We start from the raw sequence: 19,786 nt of genomic DNA, 5'->3' as shown, positions 1-19,786 counted from the left end.
ACGCATCTCAGGGGTAGTAGGTGTACGCTTTAGCCAAGTGCCCTGGTCCCCCGTCGGGGCACTGGTGCCGGCGTTCCGGGCCCCCGTCGGAACGCCGATGAAGCGGCGCCGGGTGGTTTGCCCCCGTAACCACCCGGCGTTGCCTTTTCCCAAACTTTTACCAGCGCATGGCAGACTTCTGCCTACTTGTCGCCCATTGTCTCCGTGGTCGCCTGCTCCCAGTTACGCGCCAGCGTGGTCAGCCGTTCCACGGCGTCCGGCGGCGCCGTGCCGGCCCCCTGGGCAAGCCCTAGCAGATACGCCGTCAGCGGCGCGGCCGGGCGGGCCACCCCGTGTGCGACCTCCTTCGTCAGGTCGAGCACCTCGTCCCGATCGATCTTCGCGGGATCGACGCCCAGTTCCCGGCAGACCAGCGCGGTCCACTCCATCAGCACGTTCAACTCTCGCTCCTCGTCCGCGGCCGCGGCCGCCTCGCGTTCTCGCCGTTCTCACGGCTCCCGCTCGACGCCCGCACCTCCGCTCTGAAGCCCGGCTCACCGCTCCGGGCACGCTGCAGATCATCTGTGGTGTCGCAATCGAACCATGGTTCTCCGGTGAGATGTAGCTTGACCGGGGAGAGCGGGGCGAGCAGCCCGTGCAGCGACCGGCCCTCGTAACCGGCCAGCGCCCGCACGAGGACCGCCGTACGCCAGACTCCGGCGAGCCACTGCTCCCGGCCGCCGTCGTCAATGAGCACCGCGCCCGCCCCGGCTTCTCCATCCACCGCGGCGCCCTCTGTCATGTCGCCTGTCATGTCGCCGCCCGCCGCGACCAGCAACGCCGACACGTGCTCGGCGGTCAGGAACGGCAGATCGGCCGCGAGCAGCGCCACCCACGGCGCGTCCACCTCGGGCAGCCCGGCACGCAGCGCCGGAACGGGGCCGCCACCGGGCGGATCCTCCCGCCGGAAGATCGCGTGCGGTAGCCCCGGACGGTCCGGCCCGACGACGATCAGCCTTCCCGCGTCCGCCGCGGCCGCCGCCACCGACTCGATCAGCGGGCGGCCCGAGACCTGGAGGGCGGGCTTGTCCTGCCCTCCGAGCCTGCTCGCGCGGCCGCCCGCCAGGACGCAGGCGTCGTAACGGGCGCTCATCCAAGCCTGCTCACGTGGCCGCCCCCCGGAACGCGGGCGTCATGACGGATGCTCATCCGAACCTGCTTCACGCGGCCGCCCACCAGGACGCGGGCATCGCGGCGGGCGCTCATCCGCCGATGGCCGACATGGGACGGGACGGCTGCAGGAAGGACGGGTCGTCGATGCCGTGCCCGGCTTTCTTGATCCGGACCGCGGCCAGCCAGCGCTCGGCGAGCTGGTCGTCATCGGCACCCGAACGCATCGCGGCCCGCAGGTCGGACTCGTCGGTGGCGAACAGGCAGTTGCGGATCTGCCCGTCGGCGGTGAGCCGCACCCGGTCGCAGGCTCCGCAGAACGGACGGGTGACCGAGCCGATCACCCCGACCCTGGACGGCCCTCCCCCGACGAGGAACAGCTCGGCCGGGGCGCTGCCGCGCTCCACCGGATCGTCGTCGGTGAGGTCGAAGTCCTCCTTCAACCTGGCGAGGATCTCATCGGCCGTGATCATGTTTTCCCTGCGCCAGCCGTGCTGGGCGTCCAGCGGCATCTGCTCGATGAACCGGAGTTCGTATCCGCGCTCCAGGCAGTAGTGGAGCAGCGGCACGGCCTCGTGGTCGTTGATCCCGCGCATCAGCACCGCGTTGATCTTGACGGGGCGCAATCCGGCCGCGTCGGCCGCCGCCAGACCCTCCAGCACGTCGGCCAGCCGGTCGCGGTGGGCGAGCGTCTTGAACGTCTCGCGGTCGAGGGTGTCGAGCGAGACGTTCACCCGGTGCAGGCCCGCCTCGGCGAGCGAGGCGGCCGTACGGCTCAGCCCGATGCCGTTGGTGGTCAGTGAGACCTGAGGGGCGGGACGGAGCGCGGCGGTGCGGGTCACGATGTCGACCAGCTCGCGGCGGAGCAGGGGCTCGCCGCCGGTGTAGCGGACCTCGGTGATGCCCAGCCGTTCAACCCCGATGGTCACCAGCCGGACGATCTCGTCGGCGGTGAGCAACTCGGGCTTGGGCAGCCATTCGAGACCCTCGGGCGGCATGCAGTAGGAACAGCGCAGGTTACAGCGGTCCGTGAGGGACACCCGCAGATCAGTCGCCACACGGCCGAACGAATCCTGCAACATGGGCGTCACCTCCCATTCAGTCGCCGATTCGAACAGGGGGCCAGCCTAAGGCCAGCCCCCTGCCCGGCCCAAAACACAGGCACCATCTGTAAACAACATCATTTGCGGATGGTTGATTCCTTAAAGTGACGATCGATCAGCCCTCGATGCGGACGAGCCACCCGACAGCCCCGATCCGAAGCAACCCCTTGCCGAGAACACCCTCATGGTGACGTGGACGAGGTTGAAGGTCACCGGAGATGACGAAGCCGAGGACCGCCTCATCTTGAGCAGAGCTGGGAGCTCAGGGTGTCGTAGGCCCAGCTCTCCCACTGGCCGGGCGACCAGCCGCGGTCGCGGACGAACAGCAGATAGAGCTCGGGGCTGAGCAGGCCGAACAGCAGGTCGGCGGCATGCTCGGCCGTCACTCCAGGACGGGTCCCCGGCTTGGTCGCCAGGGACCGGGCAGCAGTCGTGTGGACGGGGAACCTCGGGTCGGCGTCCTGGTCGAAGAGCTCGGCGACTCCCGGGTCGGCCAAGGCGGCGGCACGCAGCATCTCGATGATCGGAGCCACTCTCTCCAGAATCCTGGTCGTGCCGTGGACATGGAGCCGCAACTGGGCGTCGGCGGTCTCGGCGGCGAGGGCCTCCTGGAACCACGGCCGATCCATCGTCGCGATCGGCTCGTCGTCGCCCGCGATCGACACGTCGGCCAGCTCTTTGAGCAGCACGCGCTTGTTGCCGAACGTGAAGTAGATCGTCTGTACGGCGACGCCCGCCCGGTCGGCGATCTCCTGAAGCGCTGTCGCGCCGTACCCACGCTGGACGAACAGCTCACGCGCGGCCTCCAGCATGCGCCTGCGCGTCTCCTTGGGCTTTCGAGTCCGCTTGTTCTCGCTGTTGACCTGACTCATGGCTAGAGCTTATATCTAGATATCAGGTCTAGAGTTCAACTCTAGTAGTGGTGGCCGCCTGAGCGTCGCCACGCAAAAGGCAGGAGGACAACCCATGCAGGCCATCGCCAACACCCACCACGCGGAAGCATGGAACGGCTGGGAGGGCGTCAACTGGGCGAACAACGCCGCCCGTTACAACGCGATAGTCGCCGCCTTCGACGACGACCTGTTCCGAGTCGCCGCGATCCACGAGGATGACCACGTCCTCGACATCGGCTGCGGCACGGGACAACCCACCCTGATGGCCGCACGCCGAGCGTCCCGAGGAGACGTTTTCGGCGTCGACATCTCGGCGCCGATGCTGGAACGCGCCCGCGCCGACGCAGCCGAGCAGGGCATCGCCAACGTCAGGTTCGAGCAGGGGGACGCCCAGGTCCATCCCTTTCCCCGCGGCGGCTTCGACGTCGCGATCAGCCGTGGCGGGGTGATGTTCTTCGGCGACCCGGTGGCCGGGTTCGCCAATATCCGACGAGCGCTGCGGCCTGGTGGGCGGCTCGTGTTCATGAGCCCGCAGGGCGGCACCCCCGACAGTGACTACGCCCGTGCCACCGCGGCCCTGAAGCCGCTGATGCGCGGGCCCTCCCCCGCCGCGCGGGGAATGGGATCCCTGGTCGACTCGGCCCGCATCCACGAGGTGCTCGGTGAGGCCGGGTTCGCCGGCGTGAGCGTCACCCCGGTCAGAGCGCCGATGGACTACGGCCGCGACGCCGCCGACGCGGCGGAGTTCATCCTCGGCCAAGGGCCGGTCCGCTTCAATCTGGAAGGGGTCGACCAGGCCGTCGTCGAACGGACACGGGAGGAGCTTCGGGCGGGCCTCAGGGCGTACGAGACCTCGGAGGGGGTTCGCATCCCCGGCGCCGTCTGGCTGGTGGAAGCCACCCGCCCCTGAGCCTTGGGCGCGGCTCCGCCGGAAATCTCGTACGCCGCCACCTCACCGGCGCCGCCATCGGCCGCCTGATGCTCCGGCTCTGTCATGCCGAACCGTCAGACGCCCTCCACCAGGTCGCCACGGAGGCCCGCCAAAGCCTCGCGGGCCTCCGTGGCGACCTGGTGGCGCGCCCCCTCTTCCCCGAGGGACAGCACGTGCCGTAGGGCCAGCGCGTACGCTCGCTCGAACGCCTCCTCGGCCTCCACCGCGACGTCCGGCGTGACCCCTGTCCCCTCCCAGTTATCTCCCGTCACCGGATTCACGGCCTGCCCGGAGGGGACGGACGACTTCAGGTGCGGCCCGACGCGGTAGCGGGTGCCCGGATTGGCCCCGCCTCGCGTGCGCTCGCCCACGATGGTGGCGCGCTCGCGGGTCTGCAGGTCATAGGCCAGCTCCTCCGCCCCGGAGAACGTCATGGAGCTGGTCAGCACCCAGATCGGCTTGTCGGGTCCGAATCGGGGACCGGGCACGTACGGCAGGGTCCAGGACTGGTCGAGGGCGTCGGTGGCGCGGTGGTAGATGGAGTTGAGGTGCGTGGGGTAGTCGAAGTCGAAGAAGTAGCTGCAGATGAACGCCACCATGCCGGGCGAGCCACCACGGTTGCGGCGCACGTCGAACACGAGCGCGTCCGTGTCGGCCACCAGCGTCATCGCCGCCGCCGCCCGGTCTCCGGCCAGCGCGGCCCAGTGGAACATCGTCGTATCGATATATCCGACATTTCCGGCAAGCCGCTCCACCTTCGTGAAGCCGTACCCGGACAGCGACACCTCGGCCCGGTACAGCTCCGCGTCGAACGGATCCGCGACGGGAACCTCGGTCGCGCTGTGGAGCAGTCGCAGATGCTTGTCGCCATTGACGGACTGCAGGTCATCCGTCACCGCGGCAGCAAAAGCCTCATCTCCCGAAATATCGGCGTACGCCCCCTCAGCCAGCCGCCCCTGCAACACCTTCACCACCTCGGCGGCGACCTCAGGAAAAACGTAATGCTCTACCAAATGCGCGGAAAGCGTTTCAATCTCGGCAGACCAATCCATGAGCATGGATGCTAAGTCCAAGACCGTTGAGCAAACAATCTCGCAGGGGTATCAAATCGCCGGAACCAACAACGGAACTCGCCGAGGTACAGGCCGGTCGGCGGCCTTCGCGGTCCGCCGGCTCCCCCAGCGACGACCAGGTCCCGGCATCGCCCACGACGGATCCGCGGACCACTCGGAGCGTGGCGGGACGAGTTCGTCATCATGGCCGCATTCGGAGGGGGTTCGCTTCCCCGGCGCCGTCTGGCTGGTGGAAGCCACCCGCCGAAGGCATGACCCGTCGCATCACCCGAAGCGAACCCGCCCGCCGACAGCCCCGCCAAACCAGCCGCTCACCCCAAATGCCCCATAAGGGAATATTCTGGACGAATGGACCGCCTCTTGGGATTAGGGGGCTTCCTCCGCTCCCGCCGGGCCCGCATCAATCCTGAAGACGTCGGGATGGAGTGCGTAGGGCGCAGACGTGTTCCAGGGCTGCGTCGCGAGGAGCTCGCACGACTCGCCGGCGTCAGCGCCGACTACTACACCCGGCTGGAACAGGACCGCAGCAAGAGCGCCTCTCCGGTGGTCCTCGACTCGATCGCCCGCGCGCTTCGGCTCAACCAGAGCGAGCGTGATCACCTGTTTACGCTGGCCGGCCCCATCACCGATCCCGTCCGTCGTCACGCAGGCGCCTGGCAACGGATACCACCCGTGACCTACGAACTGCTCGACGCACTGGAGCACGCCGACATCCCGGCGTGCGCATTCAGCCGTTGCCTGGACATCCTGGCCGCCAACCGGCCGTTCAGGGCCCTGCATATGTGGCAGGACGACAGACCGGCGCGAGACAACAGCCTCCCGAAATTCTTCTTCCTGGACCCGAACTCACGCACGCTGTATCTCGACTGGGAGCACGTGGCGACCGACGTCACCGCCATGCTCCATTTCGCCCTCGGGCGTCACCCCCACGAGCCGAGGATCAACGAGCTGATCGGGGAGTTACTGGAAAACGGGGACTTCAGGAGAATATGGGCCGCTCACCATGTATACGAGCGCGCCTCGGGAACGATTGCCTTTCACCATCCGATGGTCGGAGACTTCTCTACCAACTACCAACTTCTGCGTCTCCCCGGAGACCTCGAGCAGTTCCTGTTCGTCTGCACCGCCGCACAGGGATCCCCGTCCGCCTCCGCCCTGGAACGGCTGGGCCAAATAGGACAGAAGAGACCGTCCTTCCCATGATTAACAGTGGTGAACTCCGTGACCTCGTGGTCATAAATCATCTTGATCGTGGAACATATGGCCCTCAGCACAGCGCGCGGCGCCTTCCGCTTCGTCGGCGTGCTCGACGTCAAAGAGCACCTCTTCGCCGATGCCCGGTCCCACCCGGTCCCATGAGGGAGGACTAGAACGGGCCGGCATCCGTCGGCATCACCGGGGTCAGAGTCGCCCGGACTCTCCGTGCGAATGTGAAGGTCGTACTCTCAGAACGCCTCTCCTCGCATCGTGCCGACAAGCGCGCCAGGCACTCGCGAAGCCGCTGAATCACGGGGCGCGAAACCGCCTCCGCCGGCTCGATCACCAACGCAGGTCCGCTCATGACTCGGAGCCCAGTGAGTCGAAAGGGTCACCCACGTCGATTGCCCACCGCGCAAGATCAAGGCACATCCAGGGCACATGACATTGCGACCATGCTGCGAAGCAACAAGAAAAGCCGAGAGCCTGCACCGCAGGTCGGCGGAGATTCCACCGCTGCGGTGCAGGCTATTACACAGTTCAGCCCTTGATGCAGATGAGCTGCCGGAGGTGAGCGACGACCTTGACCAGATCGGTCTGCGCGGCCATGACCGACTGGATGTCCTTGTAGGCGCCCGGGATCTCGTCGATCACCCCGGAGTCCTTGCGGCACTCCACCCCGTCGGTCTGGGCCTTGAAGTCGTCCAGCGTGAAGGTCTTCTTCGCCTTGGTCCGGCTCATCCGGCGACCGGCACCGTGTGAGGCCGAGTTGAACGCCTCGGCGTTCCCCAAGCCCTTCACGATGTAGGTGCCGGTCGCCATCGAGCCGGGGATGATGCCCAGTTCCCCCGATCCCGCGCGGATCGCGCCCTTGCGGGTAACCAGCACATCCACGTCGTCGTACCGCTCCTCGGCCACGTAGTTGTGGTGATACAACATTGCTCCAGGCATGAGCTTCTGGGGAGGCACGCATGGATCTCGTCCCGGTGGTCAGCTACGAACGAGCAAGTGCGGACAAGGCCAAGGATGAACACACCGTCGCCGATCAGCGCAAGGTGAACCGGAGAACCGCCGAGCGGCTCGGCTGGCAGATCGTGCGGTCGTTCACGGACAACGACAAGTCGGCCGCCAAGGACGGCGTGGTGCGCGATGAGTTCGAGCAGATGCTCCGCGTCCTGCGAGCCGGGAAGCTGCCGGACGGCACACCCGTGCGGGGCTGCGTGGTCGTCGCCGAGGATCGTCTCGTGAGGCGGGCCGGCGACTATGAGCGGTTCATCGACGCCATCACCGTGGTCGACGGGCGGGTGTTCGCCGACGCTCGGGACACCAAGGATCTCTACAGCGAGAACGTAGAGTCCATGGGCCTGATGGGCGCGGTGATCTCCCACATGGAGGTCAAGAAGATGCGGCGGCGCGTGACGCAGTGGCACCGTAAGCGCGCGGAGGAGGGCACGATCCCGAACGGCTACCGCCCCTTCGGCTGGAAGGACGACAAGCGCACCCTCGATCCCGCGCAGTCCGACGCGATCAGGCAGGCGGTGAGGCAGCTCATCGCCGGACGCTCGCTCAACTCGATCGTCATGGACTGGCAGCGCCAGGGGTTCGTGACCACGCGCGGGAACGCCTGGACCCCGCAGACTCTCAAGCAACTCCTCCGCAACCCCCGCCTGTGCGGGTGGCGACGGATCAAGGGCGAGATCCTCAAGGACGCCAACGGGGCCGCGGTGGTGGGCCAGTGGGAGGCGGTCATCACTTCACAGGAGTGGGAGGCCGTGCAAGCGATCTTCGACGCGCGGCGGGGCAAGCAGGTCGGCGAGCACGGTGTGGTGGGCGACCTCCCCCACGACTTCCGGGAGCACCGATACCTCCTGACGAGCATCCTGCGGTGTGGACGACCGCGTGAGGACGGCACGCTGTGCATGGCCAAGCTCAGGGTCGCGCAGCATCCCGACTTCGATCACCACGTCTACCAGTGCCGTTCCAAGAGTTACGGCGGCTGCGGCAGGCTGGCACGGCGCGGGGACAAAGTGGACGAGTACATCACCGAAGCGGTGCTGGCCAAGCTCGAAGAGCGGACCGTCACGGCTCCCGAGGTCGGGCCGTGGGCCGGGGCGAGTGACCTGAAAGAAGCCGAAGAGCAGCTCGGGGAGCTCCGCCAGCACTGGCACATGAAGAAGATCAGCAACCCGCTCTTCTTCGCGGAGGCCGAACGGCTAGAGGCGGAGATCGCCCGGCTGACCACCGAGCGAGAGCGTCACTCGGTCGCGGTGCAGCGGTCACAGGCCGACATCACCGACGTCCGGCGGCGGTGGTTCTCCGAGACCGACGACGACCGCCTGGACATGTCACAGAAGCGGGCCTACGTCCGCGAGGCGTTCCACGCGATCATCGTTCACCCGGTGGGCCAGGGCAACGGCAGCCGGAGCACCTTCGACCACAGCAAGCTCGAACCGATCTGGCGGGCTTGAGGACGTCCAGGACGTCTTGCGGCTTCGAGGGGGCCGCCATCCCTTACCCATGGGCGATAACTCTCTTACTTTTCACCCCGAATCACGGGGAACAGAGGGACGTCTACGGACGCCGACAGACACAGACGGACGACAACGGACGGCTTCACACAACGTTGAGCACCAACGGCAAGGGAACATCGAGCTGGTTCAACGCGCCCGTCCGGTGGTAGAACCGATCTACGCAAGAAGCCACCGACCCTCTCACGGCACGACCCAGCGAGCATCTCGGCGAATCACCTCAGGCGCATACAAGCATCCGGGACGAATACATTTCATGATCACCGACGATCGTCGGTAGCAGCCGGCCCGGCGGCAGGTATCCACATAGAGCGCGCCATTCACTTCTCTCGCCGCACTCCAATCGATCTTCCTCGCTGATGCGCACCACACGCCAACGGCTGTCTTCAGGCTGCCCTGAGGCGGGTGCACAGCGTCGCGTCCGTCAGTGTGGCGGTGGCTCCACCCACGAGGGAAGGAGTCCGCCTGAACCGACCAACCCCCTTGTCCGCCCGGGAGTGGGGCAGACAACAAGCCGCACAATCTCCGCCGTGGTCTGACGAGAAGTGGCAGCGCATCGCCACCCTGCTCGGCGTCCGTGTCGCTGACGAGCACGAGACGACCGATCCCCCACCCGCCACCGAGAGCGGGAGGAACGCCGCATGAGTGAGGCTCCCTCCTTCTCTCCTGACATCCTGGCCGCGATGCAGCGTGCGGCCATGCCGGACTTCGACCGGTGGCAGCGCATGGTGTACGCCACGGGCGGCTGTGCTCAGCCCGTCCGGCTCCACGGTGAGCGGATCACCCTGGACGCTGGAACGGGTGAGGTCCTGGACGCCTACCGGACCGCCGACGAGCCGACCGGGTTCCTGTTGACCGCCTGCGGCAACCGGCGCGCGTCCCGCTGCCCGGCGTGCTCGGCCACCTACAAGGACGACACCTATCACCTGATCATCTCCGGCCTGCGCGGCGGCAAGGGCGTCCCCGAGGACGTCAGCGGTCATCCCCGCGTGTTCGCCACCTTCACCGCCCCGTCCTTCGGCACCGTCCACGCCCATCGGGAGAAGGGCGGGAAAACGCTGCCGTGCCGTCCCCGTCGCGATCGCCCGGTGTGCGTGCACGGGCAGCCCGCAGGCTGCGGACTGCGTCATGACCGCGATGATCCCCAGGTGGGGCAGCCGCTCTGCGTGAGTTGCTACGACTACCAGGGGGCGGTGTTGTGGAACGCGCACGCGGGCCGGCTCTGGCAGGAGTTCACCAAGACCGTTCCCGGCGTCTTCGCCCGGCGGCTCGGGATCAGCCGGGTGGAGCTGCGCCGGACGCTCCGGCTGTCGTACGCCAAGGTCGCCGAGTACCAGTCACGCGGCCTGGTCCACTTCCATGCGGTCATCCGCCTCGACGGTCCAGAGGGGCCGGCGGACCAGCCACCGGGCTGGGCCACGCTCTCTCTACTGGATGACGTGATCCGTGAGGCGGCCCGCCAGGTCTCCGTTTCCATGCCAGAACGCCTTGGCCCCGGGGACGGACCGCCCTCGGCCGTGGTGCGGTGGGGCGACCAGCTCGACGTTCGACCGATCTACGTCTCAACCGACCTCGACGAGATGAGCGACCAGCGTGTGGCGGCGTACGTGGCCAAATACGCCACGAAGGGAGCCGAGTCGGCGGGAACGGTGGACCGCCCGATCCGCCATCCGCGTGACGTGGCCTTCCTGAAGGTGAACGAGCACGCATGCCGCATGATCTACACCTGCTTCGCGCTGGCGGACCTACCTGAGTACCGGGAGATTCCACTGCGGCAGTGGTCGCACATGCTGGCCTACCGGGGCCACTTCTCCACAAAGTCCCGCCACTACTCCACCACTCTGGGCGCATTGCGCCGGACCCGCGCCGACTACCGGGCCGAGCAGGCCCGGATGATCCTCGGCCTGCCGGACCCTGCCGAAGGCAAGACACTCACGGTCTCGGAGTGGCACTACGGCGGAAGCGGCCACCGGCACGGCGAACCCTTCTGGGCCGAACTCGCCCGGCAGCGCATCACCACCGCTCGCCGAATGACCCGGGAACGGGAGCAGCCGGACCCCGGCTAACGAAGGAGTAATGCGGCTGGCGGAATGTCAACAGGCACCCGAAAGGCGTGCCAATCGAGTTCGGCCGGCGGTACCGCGGCTGTTCCATCACTGCTCTTCCGGTAATGCCGGATGGTCCGGCCCTGATTAGGATCACGCATATGGAGAGGCCCGGAGTGCTGTACGTAGTCGCGTGTGCCGCTCCGGCCGCGGCCGATCTCGCCCGCCTGGTGGTGCTCGCCCAAGACGACGGCTGGCAGGTGCACGTGGTCACCACGCCGATGGGTGCCCGGTTCGTCGATGTCGAGGAGTTGGAGCGGCTGACCGGCGACCGGGTCCGCAGTGCCTACCGGATGCCGGACGAGCCGAAGGGGTTGCCTGCTGCCGACGCGGTGGTGGTGGCTCCGGCGACGTTCAACACCGTCAACAAGTGGGCCGGCGGGATCGCGGACACCTTCGCGGTCGGCCTACTGTGCGAGACGATGGGGTTCGGCGTTCCGATCCTGGCCGTGCCCCTACTCAAGGACGCGTTAGCTCGGCACCTGGCCTTCGGCCGGAGCCTGGACGTGCTGCGGGAGATGGGCGTGCGGGTGCTGTTCGATCCTGCCGCGCCGTCACATGCGCGCATGCCATCCTGGGAACAGGTCATGCAGGAACTGCGCAGCGTTGTCGGGGGACGACACTCACAGGAGTGATGGTGTGGATGCCCTCCAGGACATCGGTCAGCGGATCGCTCGGGCACGCCGCCGTCGCGGCCTGTCACAGTCCGTCCTCGCCGGCCTGATCGGCCGGTCAGAGAGCTGGCTGAGCCAGGTCGAGCGTGGGCAGCGCTCGGTGGACAGCCACAGCGTGATCAAAGCGATGGGTGAGATCCTGGGCCTGGCCGCCGATGACCTCACCACCACGAGGACAGATGCCATGACGCACTACCAGGCAGCATCCGCGATCCGTCACGCCATGATGGGCTACGACGGCCTGTCCTCCCTGATCGATCCCCGCCAGGCCGAAGGCTCACCGGAGAGCTTCGTCTGGCTGCGTCACGAGATCCGCCAGGTGAATCGGCTCTACCAGTCGACGCAGTACGACGAGGTAGGCAAGCGCCTGCCGGGACTCATCATCGCAACCGAACTCGGCAGCCGTCATGCTCCGGCCGACCGGCGCCGGACCTACCAGACGCTGCGCTCGCTGACTTACCACTGCGCTACGACCACGCTGCGCCGCGTCGGGGAATCCGACCTCGCCTGGCTGGCCGCCGACCGGTCGCTGGCTGCCGCCGAAGAGGCCGAACGGCCGTTGCTGGCCGCCGTAAGCGCCTATCGGCTCAGCTACGTCTTCGTGCGCCTGCGTGAGCCGGGCAAGGCACTCCACCTCGTACTCCGCGCGGCCGACGCCCTGCACCGCTCTCCCCGCCACGCCGGCCCCCGGTCGCTGTCGATGCTCGGCGCGCTCTACCTGGTGGCGGTCACCGCTGCCGCCGCGCAGTACGACCAGGCAGCCGTACGGACTTTCCTTGCGCAAGCCCGGCAAGCCGCCGAACGCATCGGTGAGGATCGCAACGACTTCTGGACCGCCTTCGGGTCGACCAACGTCACCATCCACGAGGTGTCGGCAGCGACGGAGTCCGGAGACGCACGCCAGGCCATCGCCAAGGCCGAGACGCTCGATGTCGGCAACCTGGCCCCCGGTCTGGTCGGGCGACGCGCTCAGGTTCACCTGGATCTTGCGCGCGCTTACGCCGTCCAGCGTAAGGACGCCGCATCGGTGAACACGCTCCTTGCGGCCGAGCGCCTCTCCCCCGAACTCGTCCGCTACGGCGGGCGCACCCGCGACCTGCTGACCCAACTCCTCAAGCGCGAGCATCGAGCCAGCACCCCGCAACTTCGCGGCCTGGCCACCCGGGCCGGTATCGCCTGACCCGCAAAACTCCTGACCCGCACAAAAGTGCGGGTTCTTTGCCCTCACCGCGGTACGGGTCTGGCCATCGGCCCGAACCTACGGTTCCTCCTGGCGCGCAGACGCCACCAGCCGCACCCCGCTGCCAGGAGGGAAGACCAGGTCATGTCAGCACTACGCGCGGACGCCGCGAGATCTGATCACGCGCCACCCGGGATCGACTCCACCACGCCCAACGTCGCCCGGATGTACGACTACTACCTCGGCGGCAAGGACAACTACGCCGCTGACCGGGCGTGCGCGGACGAGGTGATCCGGCAGGCCCCGCACGTGATCACCATGGCGAAGGAGAACCGTCTCTTTCTCGGACGGGCGGTGCGCTATCTAGCCGGCGAGGTGGGCATCGACCAGTTCCTACTTCAGCGACCGGGAACGGGCCCTTAGGTGCGGGGTGGCCCGCAAGCCGTGACCAGGGAACCGATGACTCTCAACCAGTTGAGTGAGCGCTACGGACGGCGCTGGCTGATCAGTCCGGGCGTCGGCGCGGGCTGGTACGCCATCCGGCGCGGCCCCTTCTCGGCCCACATGCATGATCTCGGTCTGTCAGAGGTCCGATGCGGGGCAACCTTGGCAGATCTGGCAGCCGGTCTGGAGATCGAGACACGGTTGGAAGATCAGTCCCGACAGCGTGCTCCGCTGCGAATGGTCTCCTGACCCCAGAGACGGGCGTGGCGGCGTGGGATCTGGAGGGACGGCGCCGCCACGCCTGCCAGGAGCACCTAAGACGACTCCTGGCCCGTCCCTCCCCCGGCCCCGATAGCTACCGCTTGTGTCGCCCGACCGAGATGCCAACTCCGGCTTCGCATGTGCACCACCCACGACGTACACCGTTGCCCCACACAACCCGCGCAGATGAGTTGACGCCGATCGAGGGCCACGAACAATGACGCGGCGGGGCCGGAGAAGAATGGTGAGCAACCATGGTGCGCTTCGCCCGTCCGAAAACCAGTGGGATCTTGCGACAAACCTAGGCAAACTGGATCTCGCAACGAAGGAGATCATGATGCCGAACCAGCCCGCACCGAACCTGGTGTCGTGGGCCAGCGAGATCGACGAGGGTACGATCATGCAGGCCGCGCGCGCCGCCCGCCTGCCTATCGTCTCCGGACACGTCGCTCTCATGCCCGACGCTCACATCGGCATCGGCGCGACGGTCGGCTCGGTGATCCCCACCGAAGGCGCGATCATTCCGGCCGCCGTCGGCGTCGACATCGGCTGCGGCATGGTCGCGACCGAGACGACGCTCACCGCTGCCGACCTCCCAGACACCCTCGACGCCCTGATGCCACTGGTGGAGAGGCGAATTCCCGCCGGCGTCGGCAAGGGCCACGACGACCCGTCCATGGACCGCGCGCTGAGCGACCTCGGCCGCCCGCACACCGACCTGACCCCTCATCAGGAGAAGAAGGTGTCCCTGCAGTTCGGCACCCTCGGGTCCGGCAACCACTTCGTCGAGGTCTGCCTGGATGAGCGTGACCGGGTCTGGACGGTGCTGCACTCGGGCTCGCGCGGCATCGGTAACCTGCTCGCGACCAGGCACATCGTCGACGCCAAGAAGATGATGAAGAAGCAGGCGATCGGCCTGGAGGACCCGGACCTGGCCTACCTGGTGCAGAACACCCCGGAGTTCACTGCCTACATCGAGGACATGCTGTGGTCGCAGCACTACGCCATGGCCTCGCGTGCCCGGATGGACAAGGTACTGAGCAACGCCCTGTTCCGAGTCGTCGGCAAGGGCCAGCGGCTCCGCACTATCAACTGCCACCACAACTTCACCCAGCAGGAAACGCACGACGGCAAGGACTTGTGGATCACCCGCAAGGGAGCCATCAAAGCTGACACGGGCGATGAGGGCGTGATCCCGGGCTCGATGGGCACGCGCTCGTACATCGTGCGCGGTCTCGGTAACCCGATGTCGTACAACTCCTGCTCCCACGGAGCGGGCCGCAGGATGTCGCGCACCCGGGCGAAGCGGGAACTGACGGCCGCGTCCCTAACCGAGGCGATGCGCGGTCGCACCTGGAACGCCAACCGTGCCGCGGCTCTGGTCGATGAGCATCCGGAGGCGTACAAGTCGATCGACCAGGTGATGGCGGATCAGAAGGACCTGGTCGCGATCCAGCACACACTGCGCCAGGTATTCAACTACAAGGGCTGACCCTGCACCTCCTGAGCCCCGTCGCCAACCACAGGCGGCGGGGCTCTGTGTCTGCCAACTCCTCCCCTGACCTCCTGATAGAACCAATCAAAGACGTCGGCGAAATCGCGTCAACCTGACCCCGACGCCGCCTCGGGACAGCTCGCGTGCAGGCATGTCAGCTCAGCAAAGGACCACTTCGACTCCGCGCCTCTCAAGGAGCTCCACGACGAGGTCGAAGAAGGGTGGCGACTTCTGTCCGTTCTCTTCCTCGAATCGCTCGGTCAGATGCGAGCGGGCGACATCTGAGTGGCACCAAATCAGCGTGAAGGGCGTCGTCGCTCCGAAGCCGCCGCTCGTACAGTCGGCAAGGGCGCCGAGATTCCAGCCGAAGTATCCGCCGGCCCCGTTAATGGCCTCACCTATCGCAAGGTAGAAGCTCGTCTCATCGATGACGGGTGCCCCCTCAAGCTCGTACGTGGCTCCCGGCAGATCGTCCGGCGGCCTGGAGCGGTGGAAGGTGCAGCCTGCGACAACCTCGATCCACGCGCGCCTGCCTTCGGCGTCATACTCGGCCCAGAGGCCAGGCGACTCCGGCCATCCCGCGCGCCAGCACTCCCAGATCGGCTCGGACACCGAGGACGGCCGGCCCATGGGCGCATCCACGGTGAGATCAATCAACGAGGACCCGCGCTCAGAAGCGCACCAGTCGATGATCTGACCTCCAATCCAGAACCCGCCGGGATACTCCCCCATCGCGTCAACCACCTGCAGATCGCCAAGATCGAGCGGATTTCTCCGCCGGTAACGGTTAGACCCATTGAGGTAGTCGAGAAGCTGCTGGGACAGCGTGCAGCCGATCAGCTCGTATGGCGGCGCGGCTTCTTGCGGGATGTCGATGAAGAGGCCCTTCGCATCCAGGCATGAGCACATGATCAGGTCGTCCTGGTCGACTAGGCGGTACCTTGGGGATCGAGTCGGCTCAACGACGTTCACATCTCACCTTCCAGGCCGGCGAAGCGATTACCGGAACAGCAGCACCAAATTCCCTGATCGACCGTCCGCCCGTCACCACCAGTCAAGGCGATTGATCGGCGACAACTTCCCCAGGTCCTCGTTGAACTCCTGCGCACTGACCTCGAACGGAGCGAACTCTTTCAGGTCCAGGGTCGCGTAGGTTAAACCACCGAACCGATCCTCGTGGTGCTTCTCGTCGTAGGCGATGACATGGCCATTGGCGTAGACCTCGATCTGACGACACACATCGCCGGCCTCGTCTACAGCCAGGTACCAGAGCGACGTCCCCCAACACTCGTATTCATCGCCGCGCGTTTCGTCCCACCGCCGCCGGAAGTACCTCATCTCCGCATCTTCGCACCCACCTGAGCATCTGATCCGTAGCCAGTGCGAGATCGTCCGCAGTCGTCCACCGCCGTCAGAAGCGCCTGCTCAACGACCTCTCCAGCTTGATCGGGTTCCACAGGCGTACACCGACGTCCAGGGACGTTGTTAGCAACAGCGTTAGCACGATCGACCAGACCTCGACTGTCCCGAGACGGCTGCTGGTTCTGCCTCCCGGCGGTCACCCATCCCGCTGAACCGCGGGCACGAAGCCGCCCAGGGCCTTCCCGCCTTCGGCCATGACACCCCAGTCATCCACCGCACTACGCGAGTCGATGACTAGCACGACCGCACCACCGGCATGGTCCACGGCCTCCAACCATGCGAAGCGCTCCTCGGCCTCCTCGGGACGGATGATGCCTTCGACGAAGATCCCGGACTCACCGGGACCGTCGACCACCGAGGCGGTCAGACCGGCGAGGAGCTGCCAGCCCTCACAGGGCAACGGCCTGCCCGCATCGAGCCGGAAAACGGGAAGCCGTTCGATCGGGTCGGTCGAGACGAGAACCAGCATCGGTACGACGCCACCGAGGTAGCTGACGTCCTCGCGAGGAATGCAGAGCGGCATTCGGCGAGTATCGCACCACTCTGCCTGTGGCAGGATGCTGAGGCACGCCGCCCAAAGCCGAGCGCAGCCACCTGCTCTTCGACGCCGTTAGCCTGTGCGCGTTGAGACCTTCAGCAGGGAGAAGTCATGCGATCAGACATCGGCCTGGATGAGATGGCTGCTGAACTCTCCCAGCTTGCTGATCTCTCAACGGCTGTTCCTCTGCCGGAATCCGAGGTTGTGGCCCTTGAGGAAGCGATCGGCGCGCCGCTTCCTGACGAGTTCCGGTCGTTCCTGCTGCGATTCGGCCAGGGAGTCTCTCCCGGTCGCTTGCTCGACCTGCATTGGATCGTGGAAGAGACCCAACGGGAGCGTGGGTACTTCCAGGAGGAACCCGAGGTCGCCGCCTACCCGTGGGAGCCCTTCGGGGTGACCCGGGATAATGTGCGGCAACTGCGACGCCTCGCAGGCGACGGAGCAGACCCCACCCTGTGGATGGACAAGCCCTCGCCCGGAACCATGTTCCTGTGCAGCCATGGATGCTCATGGATCAGCATGCTCGCCATGAACGGTGAGTACGCCGGCACCGTCTGGCTCACCGAGATGGGATGGGTGAAGGACATGTACTGGTGGCCGTCGGCCCCCTGGAGGGATGTCGAACCGTCGGGCCGTCTGCATGGGGGTTGGAGCGAACCGGTGCCATTCCTGGATTGGTACATGCGCTGGACACGGCAGATCGTCAGCCGACATCGGCACTCGCGACAACCTGACTTGCCTTGATCGCAGAGGCGTTCATTCTTCCTCGCGCAGGCGAACTCCCGCGCCTTGGTCCACTCCATACCACCTGATCCGTAGGCAAGGGCAGATGCCTCGTCAGCGACGTCTCGCCCTGCTCAGATGGTGGTGGTTACGGGCCGGTGGAGGGTGATCCTGTAAGGCGGTGTTGCTGTATGAGCTGCTGTACAGCGACACCGCGGAGCTACGGCCTGGCCGCTCGATCACTGCTTGGCATGCAATATCTCCATTGCCTGAAGCACGTCAGTGACGACATGATCCGCATCGTGTTCGTGCCCCGGCCAGGTGCCTCGGTCGATCCAGATCGTCCGCAGACCGGCTGCGCGTCCTCCGCCAATGTCCGCAACAAGATGATCGCCGATCATCCATCCTCCGTCTACGAGAGTCGCACCGCAGCGCTTGGCGGCGATCTCGAACAGACTGGTGTCGGGCTTGCGGACGCCCTCGACTCCGGACAACGCGTAGGCGTCTACGGCCTCGGCCAGTCCCGTGCGCTGGATCTTGCCGAGCTGATTGTCCGCCGTCCCGTTGGTGACGATCGCCACCCGCCAGCCCGACGCGCGTAGCCGAGACAGACCGTTCATCACCTCGAGTCGGCAGTGAACGAGGTGCGGCATACGCCGTCGGTAGCGACTCCACAGCTCGTCGACCGGCGCGGCCAAAGCGAAGTGATCGCGCACCTTGGTGAAGAAGACCTCACGATGCGAGTAGCCGGCACGGTCAAGAGTGGTTAGCCAGTTAACCGCCTCATGCCCCAAGCCATGCTCATCAGCGAACTCCCCGACCCACACCTGAAACGCCTCGTCCAGGTTGATGAGGGTGTTGTCCAGGTCGAAGAGCGCGAGCCGTTGCACGGCGCCCACCCTACGAGGGCGCGTCAACTTAAGACACCCGCATTAGGAGACGGGTAGCACATCCGGGCTTGTGGTCGGTTGACCTGCTTCTATGGCCGTTATGATCTGACAGCTTGCTTGATCATTTCGAGAATGCATCGCGTCCACGAAGATGGCCACCGAGTTTCCCGCTGGCAATACGACCCGGATCACAGAGCCGTCAGGGCCCGAGGCGCGGGGAACAGCCCGGGAGAGTGACCGTCCGTTTTTCAAGTGGAGCGACCATCCTGCTCCACTCAACGGACACGAGGCCGGAAGGCTGTGGACGGCTGCCGCCATGTGCCTGTGGTGGCTGATGTTGTCGTCACCGTTGTCGTCAGCCCCTCGTCGCGTAGCTGGCGATGGGGTCTCGAAGCGTTTAGAGACTCCGCGGTGTCGACGTCGGCCCCCGCCAGTCAGGAAAGAGCTCACGAACACCAGCCCCCGCCGTCCATGGAAGAGCTTACGAGTACCTCATAGTCATCGCCGTGCTTCTCTCCCGTCGCACCCACAAACCCCACCGAGAGTTCAACGTCCCTCCCGTCGACGGACTTGATGAAGCAGTCCACATCTTCACCGTCATCCTCCGAAGGGGGCACCCATCCGTCCTCGATCGCGATGTCTCGGTAAAAGGACAACACGTCGGCTCGCGAGCCCGTGGGACGGTAGGTCTGCCCGACGGTCGTGATCCGATCGTCATTTTCACAAGAGCTGCTGCGTTCCCCCTGCGGTGTCGCGTTTACCGGACGGGCGTCGAAGATGCCGAGGGTGGCCAGGGAGGCGCCAAGCCGGTCATCGTCAGAATTGCACCCATAGGTCAGCACGAAGAAAGCGGCAGGAGCGATCAGAGCACCGACCCATGCACAAGCAACCACGAGCACCGCGATCGTCAAGCGCTTCACGATCAACAGCTTAGTGCGCCCACACGTTCGCTCAACAGGTGCGTCGTAGCTGTCTTTGGATACACCACGGTCATGACTCCACGTGCGACCACTTCATCACGAGTTAAAGGACGATCGTCCAGGACCGTCCACCGTTGTCTCACGTTCCTGATCGGACGGGGTCGGCAGGGTCCAGAAGTCCAGGCGTGTCCAGGGTCGTCCAGGACCAGTGTTAGCACCCGCGTTAGCAAGATCACCGTTCGCGCTGCCCAAAGGCCTGT

General features: G+C 66.2%; 20 protein-coding genes and 1 pseudogene. 10 read left to right on the top strand and 11 right to left on the bottom strand.

Features of this window, described 5'->3' with window-relative positions; genetic code table 11:
* Positions 1-182: 182 nt before the first annotated feature.
* From DKM19_RS50645 to DKM19_RS15630, 4 genes are all read right to left on the bottom strand, one after another.
* The gene (locus DKM19_RS50645) at positions 183-434 is read right to left on the bottom strand and encodes a DUF6457 domain-containing protein (RefSeq protein ID WP_338055656.1); all 252 of its coding nucleotides are present in this window, start codon (positions 432-434) and stop codon (positions 183-185) included.
* A 2-nt stretch (positions 435-436) separates the two neighbouring features.
* On the bottom strand, positions 437-1,132 hold the full coding sequence (locus DKM19_RS15640) for a molybdenum cofactor guanylyltransferase (protein WP_204358812.1): 696 nt from the start codon (positions 1,130-1,132) through the stop codon (positions 437-439).
* A gap of 109 nt (positions 1,133-1,241) precedes the next feature.
* On the bottom strand, positions 1,242-2,231 hold the full coding sequence (gene moaA / locus DKM19_RS15635) for a GTP 3',8-cyclase MoaA (RefSeq protein WP_110696315.1): 990 nt from the start codon (positions 2,229-2,231) through the stop codon (positions 1,242-1,244).
* A gap of 260 nt (positions 2,232-2,491) precedes the next feature.
* On the bottom strand, positions 2,492-3,124 hold the full coding sequence (locus tag DKM19_RS15630) for a TetR/AcrR family transcriptional regulator (protein ID WP_110696314.1): 633 nt from the start codon (positions 3,122-3,124) through the stop codon (positions 2,492-2,494).
* 94 nt (positions 3,125-3,218) lie between these two features.
* On the opposite strand from DKM19_RS15630, the gene DKM19_RS15625 reads away from it, so the two are divergent.
* A complete protein-coding gene (locus DKM19_RS15625; protein WP_110696313.1) occupies positions 3,219-4,055 on the top strand; it encodes a class I SAM-dependent methyltransferase in 837 nt (278 codons plus the stop codon).
* 95 nt (positions 4,056-4,150) lie between these two features.
* Here DKM19_RS15625 and DKM19_RS15620 read toward each other — a convergent pair whose 3' ends face one another.
* Complete coding sequence (locus DKM19_RS15620; RefSeq protein ID WP_110705744.1) at positions 4,151-5,128, bottom strand: S41 family peptidase; 978 nt, start codon at positions 5,126-5,128, stop codon at positions 4,151-4,153.
* A 369-nt stretch (positions 5,129-5,497) separates the two neighbouring features.
* On the opposite strand from DKM19_RS15620, the gene DKM19_RS15615 reads away from it, so the two are divergent.
* Entirely contained in the window at positions 5,498-6,352 is an 855-nt protein-coding gene (locus DKM19_RS15615) for a helix-turn-helix transcriptional regulator (RefSeq protein WP_110696312.1), read from the top strand.
* Positions 6,353-6,886: 534 nt separating this feature from the next.
* On the opposite strand, the pseudogene DKM19_RS15610 reads toward DKM19_RS15615, so the two are convergent.
* Positions 6,887-7,276, bottom strand: a pseudogene (locus DKM19_RS15610) (RtcB family protein); the annotation flags it as partial.
* 41 nt (positions 7,277-7,317) lie between these two features.
* On the opposite strand from DKM19_RS15610, the gene DKM19_RS15605 reads away from it, so the two are divergent.
* From DKM19_RS15605 to DKM19_RS15580, 7 genes are all read left to right on the top strand, one after another.
* A complete protein-coding gene (locus tag DKM19_RS15605) occupies positions 7,318-8,814 on the top strand; it encodes a recombinase family protein (RefSeq protein ID WP_110696311.1) in 1,497 nt (498 codons plus the stop codon).
* A 701-nt stretch (positions 8,815-9,515) separates the two neighbouring features.
* The gene (locus DKM19_RS15600) at positions 9,516-10,940 is read left to right on the top strand and encodes a replication initiator (protein WP_204358811.1); all 1,425 of its coding nucleotides are present in this window, start codon (positions 9,516-9,518) and stop codon (positions 10,938-10,940) included.
* 140 nt (positions 10,941-11,080) lie between these two features.
* Positions 11,081-11,614, top strand: coding sequence for a flavoprotein (locus tag DKM19_RS15595; protein ID WP_110696310.1), 534 nt, complete (start codon positions 11,081-11,083; stop codon positions 11,612-11,614).
* A 4-nt stretch (positions 11,615-11,618) separates the two neighbouring features.
* Positions 11,619-12,833, top strand: coding sequence for a helix-turn-helix domain-containing protein (locus DKM19_RS15590; protein ID WP_239514272.1), 1,215 nt, complete (start codon positions 11,619-11,621; stop codon positions 12,831-12,833).
* 144 nt (positions 12,834-12,977) lie between these two features.
* Positions 12,978-13,256 (top strand): SAM-dependent methyltransferase, encoded by a 279-nt coding sequence (locus tag DKM19_RS15585; protein WP_110696308.1) that lies wholly within the window; start codon positions 12,978-12,980, stop codon positions 13,254-13,256.
* A 36-nt stretch (positions 13,257-13,292) separates the two neighbouring features.
* Complete coding sequence (locus DKM19_RS49470) at positions 13,293-13,526, top strand: hypothetical protein (protein WP_162641522.1); 234 nt, start codon at positions 13,293-13,295, stop codon at positions 13,524-13,526.
* 349 nt (positions 13,527-13,875) lie between these two features.
* Positions 13,876-15,030 carry an RtcB family protein gene (locus tag DKM19_RS15580; RefSeq protein ID WP_110696307.1) on the top strand — a complete coding sequence of 385 codons (1,155 nt, stop codon included), beginning with the start codon at positions 13,876-13,878 and terminating at the stop codon, positions 15,028-15,030.
* A 162-nt stretch (positions 15,031-15,192) separates the two neighbouring features.
* Here the strand turns inward: DKM19_RS15580 and DKM19_RS51675 are convergent, their stop codons facing one another.
* The 3 genes from DKM19_RS51675 to DKM19_RS15565 form a co-directional block, all read right to left on the bottom strand.
* Complete coding sequence (locus DKM19_RS51675; protein WP_239514271.1) at positions 15,193-16,005, bottom strand: barstar family protein; 813 nt, start codon at positions 16,003-16,005, stop codon at positions 15,193-15,195.
* 72 nt (positions 16,006-16,077) lie between these two features.
* The gene (locus tag DKM19_RS15570; protein ID WP_110696306.1) at positions 16,078-16,371 is read right to left on the bottom strand and encodes a hypothetical protein; all 294 of its coding nucleotides are present in this window, start codon (positions 16,369-16,371) and stop codon (positions 16,078-16,080) included.
* Positions 16,372-16,591: 220 nt separating this feature from the next.
* Entirely contained in the window at positions 16,592-16,978 is a 387-nt protein-coding gene (locus DKM19_RS15565; RefSeq protein ID WP_110696305.1) for a hypothetical protein, read from the bottom strand.
* 126 nt (positions 16,979-17,104) lie between these two features.
* Here DKM19_RS15565 and DKM19_RS15560 point away from each other — a divergent pair, with 126 nt between their 5' ends.
* Positions 17,105-17,737 carry an SMI1/KNR4 family protein gene (locus tag DKM19_RS15560; protein WP_110696304.1) on the top strand — a complete coding sequence of 211 codons (633 nt, stop codon included), beginning with the start codon at positions 17,105-17,107 and terminating at the stop codon, positions 17,735-17,737.
* A 218-nt stretch (positions 17,738-17,955) separates the two neighbouring features.
* Here the strand turns inward: DKM19_RS15560 and DKM19_RS15555 are convergent, their stop codons facing one another.
* Together DKM19_RS15555 and DKM19_RS15550 are read right to left on the bottom strand one after the other, a co-directional pair.
* Entirely contained in the window at positions 17,956-18,606 is a 651-nt protein-coding gene (locus tag DKM19_RS15555; protein WP_110705742.1) for an HAD family hydrolase, read from the bottom strand.
* 446 nt (positions 18,607-19,052) lie between these two features.
* Positions 19,053-19,526 carry a hypothetical protein gene (locus DKM19_RS15550; RefSeq protein WP_162641521.1) on the bottom strand — a complete coding sequence of 158 codons (474 nt, stop codon included), beginning with the start codon at positions 19,524-19,526 and terminating at the stop codon, positions 19,053-19,055.
* Between the last annotated feature and the right edge of the window lie 260 nt (positions 19,527-19,786).

This window comes from Streptosporangium sp. 'caverna' (assembly GCF_003203775.1).
GTDB lineage: Bacteria > Actinomycetota > Actinomycetes > Streptosporangiales > Streptosporangiaceae > Streptosporangium > Streptosporangium subroseum.
The sequence above is the reverse complement of the archived record's forward strand: the minus strand, read 5'-3'. Positions and strand labels throughout refer to the sequence as shown.

What these genes read in the sequence shown, in the direction of transcription:
- DKM19_RS15565 (WP_110696305.1), bottom strand. Translation starts at nt 16,978, where the DNA reads ATGCCGCTCTGCATTCCTCGCGAGGACGTCAGCTACCTCGGTGGCGTC.
- DKM19_RS15595 (WP_110696310.1), top strand. Translation starts at nt 11,081, where the DNA reads ATGGAGAGGCCCGGAGTGCTGTACGTAGTCGCGTGTGCCGCTCCGGCC.
- DKM19_RS15560 (WP_110696304.1), top strand. Translation starts at nt 17,105, where the DNA reads ATGCGATCAGACATCGGCCTGGATGAGATGGCTGCTGAACTCTCCCAG.
- DKM19_RS15570 (WP_110696306.1), bottom strand. Translation starts at nt 16,371, where the DNA reads ATGAGGTACTTCCGGCGGCGGTGGGACGAAACGCGCGGCGATGAATAC.
- DKM19_RS15620 (WP_110705744.1), bottom strand. Translation starts at nt 5,128, where the DNA reads ATGGATTGGTCTGCCGAGATTGAAACGCTTTCCGCGCATTTGGTAGAG.
- DKM19_RS15625 (WP_110696313.1), top strand. Translation starts at nt 3,219, where the DNA reads ATGCAGGCCATCGCCAACACCCACCACGCGGAAGCATGGAACGGCTGG.
- DKM19_RS15585 (WP_110696308.1), top strand. Translation starts at nt 12,978, where the DNA reads ATGTCAGCACTACGCGCGGACGCCGCGAGATCTGATCACGCGCCACCC.
- DKM19_RS15600 (WP_204358811.1), top strand. Translation starts at nt 9,516, where the DNA reads ATGAGTGAGGCTCCCTCCTTCTCTCCTGACATCCTGGCCGCGATGCAG.
- DKM19_RS15640 (WP_204358812.1), bottom strand. Translation starts at nt 1,132, where the DNA reads ATGAGCGCCCGTTACGACGCCTGCGTCCTGGCGGGCGGCCGCGCGAGC.
- DKM19_RS15630 (WP_110696314.1), bottom strand. Translation starts at nt 3,124, where the DNA reads ATGAGTCAGGTCAACAGCGAGAACAAGCGGACTCGAAAGCCCAAGGAG.
- DKM19_RS15615 (WP_110696312.1), top strand. Translation starts at nt 5,498, where the DNA reads ATGGACCGCCTCTTGGGATTAGGGGGCTTCCTCCGCTCCCGCCGGGCC.
- DKM19_RS49470 (WP_162641522.1), top strand. Translation starts at nt 13,293, where the DNA reads ATGACTCTCAACCAGTTGAGTGAGCGCTACGGACGGCGCTGGCTGATC.
- DKM19_RS15580 (WP_110696307.1), top strand. Translation starts at nt 13,876, where the DNA reads ATGCCGAACCAGCCCGCACCGAACCTGGTGTCGTGGGCCAGCGAGATC.
- moaA (WP_110696315.1), bottom strand. Translation starts at nt 2,231, where the DNA reads ATGTTGCAGGATTCGTTCGGCCGTGTGGCGACTGATCTGCGGGTGTCC.
- DKM19_RS15605 (WP_110696311.1), top strand. Translation starts at nt 7,318, where the DNA reads ATGGATCTCGTCCCGGTGGTCAGCTACGAACGAGCAAGTGCGGACAAG.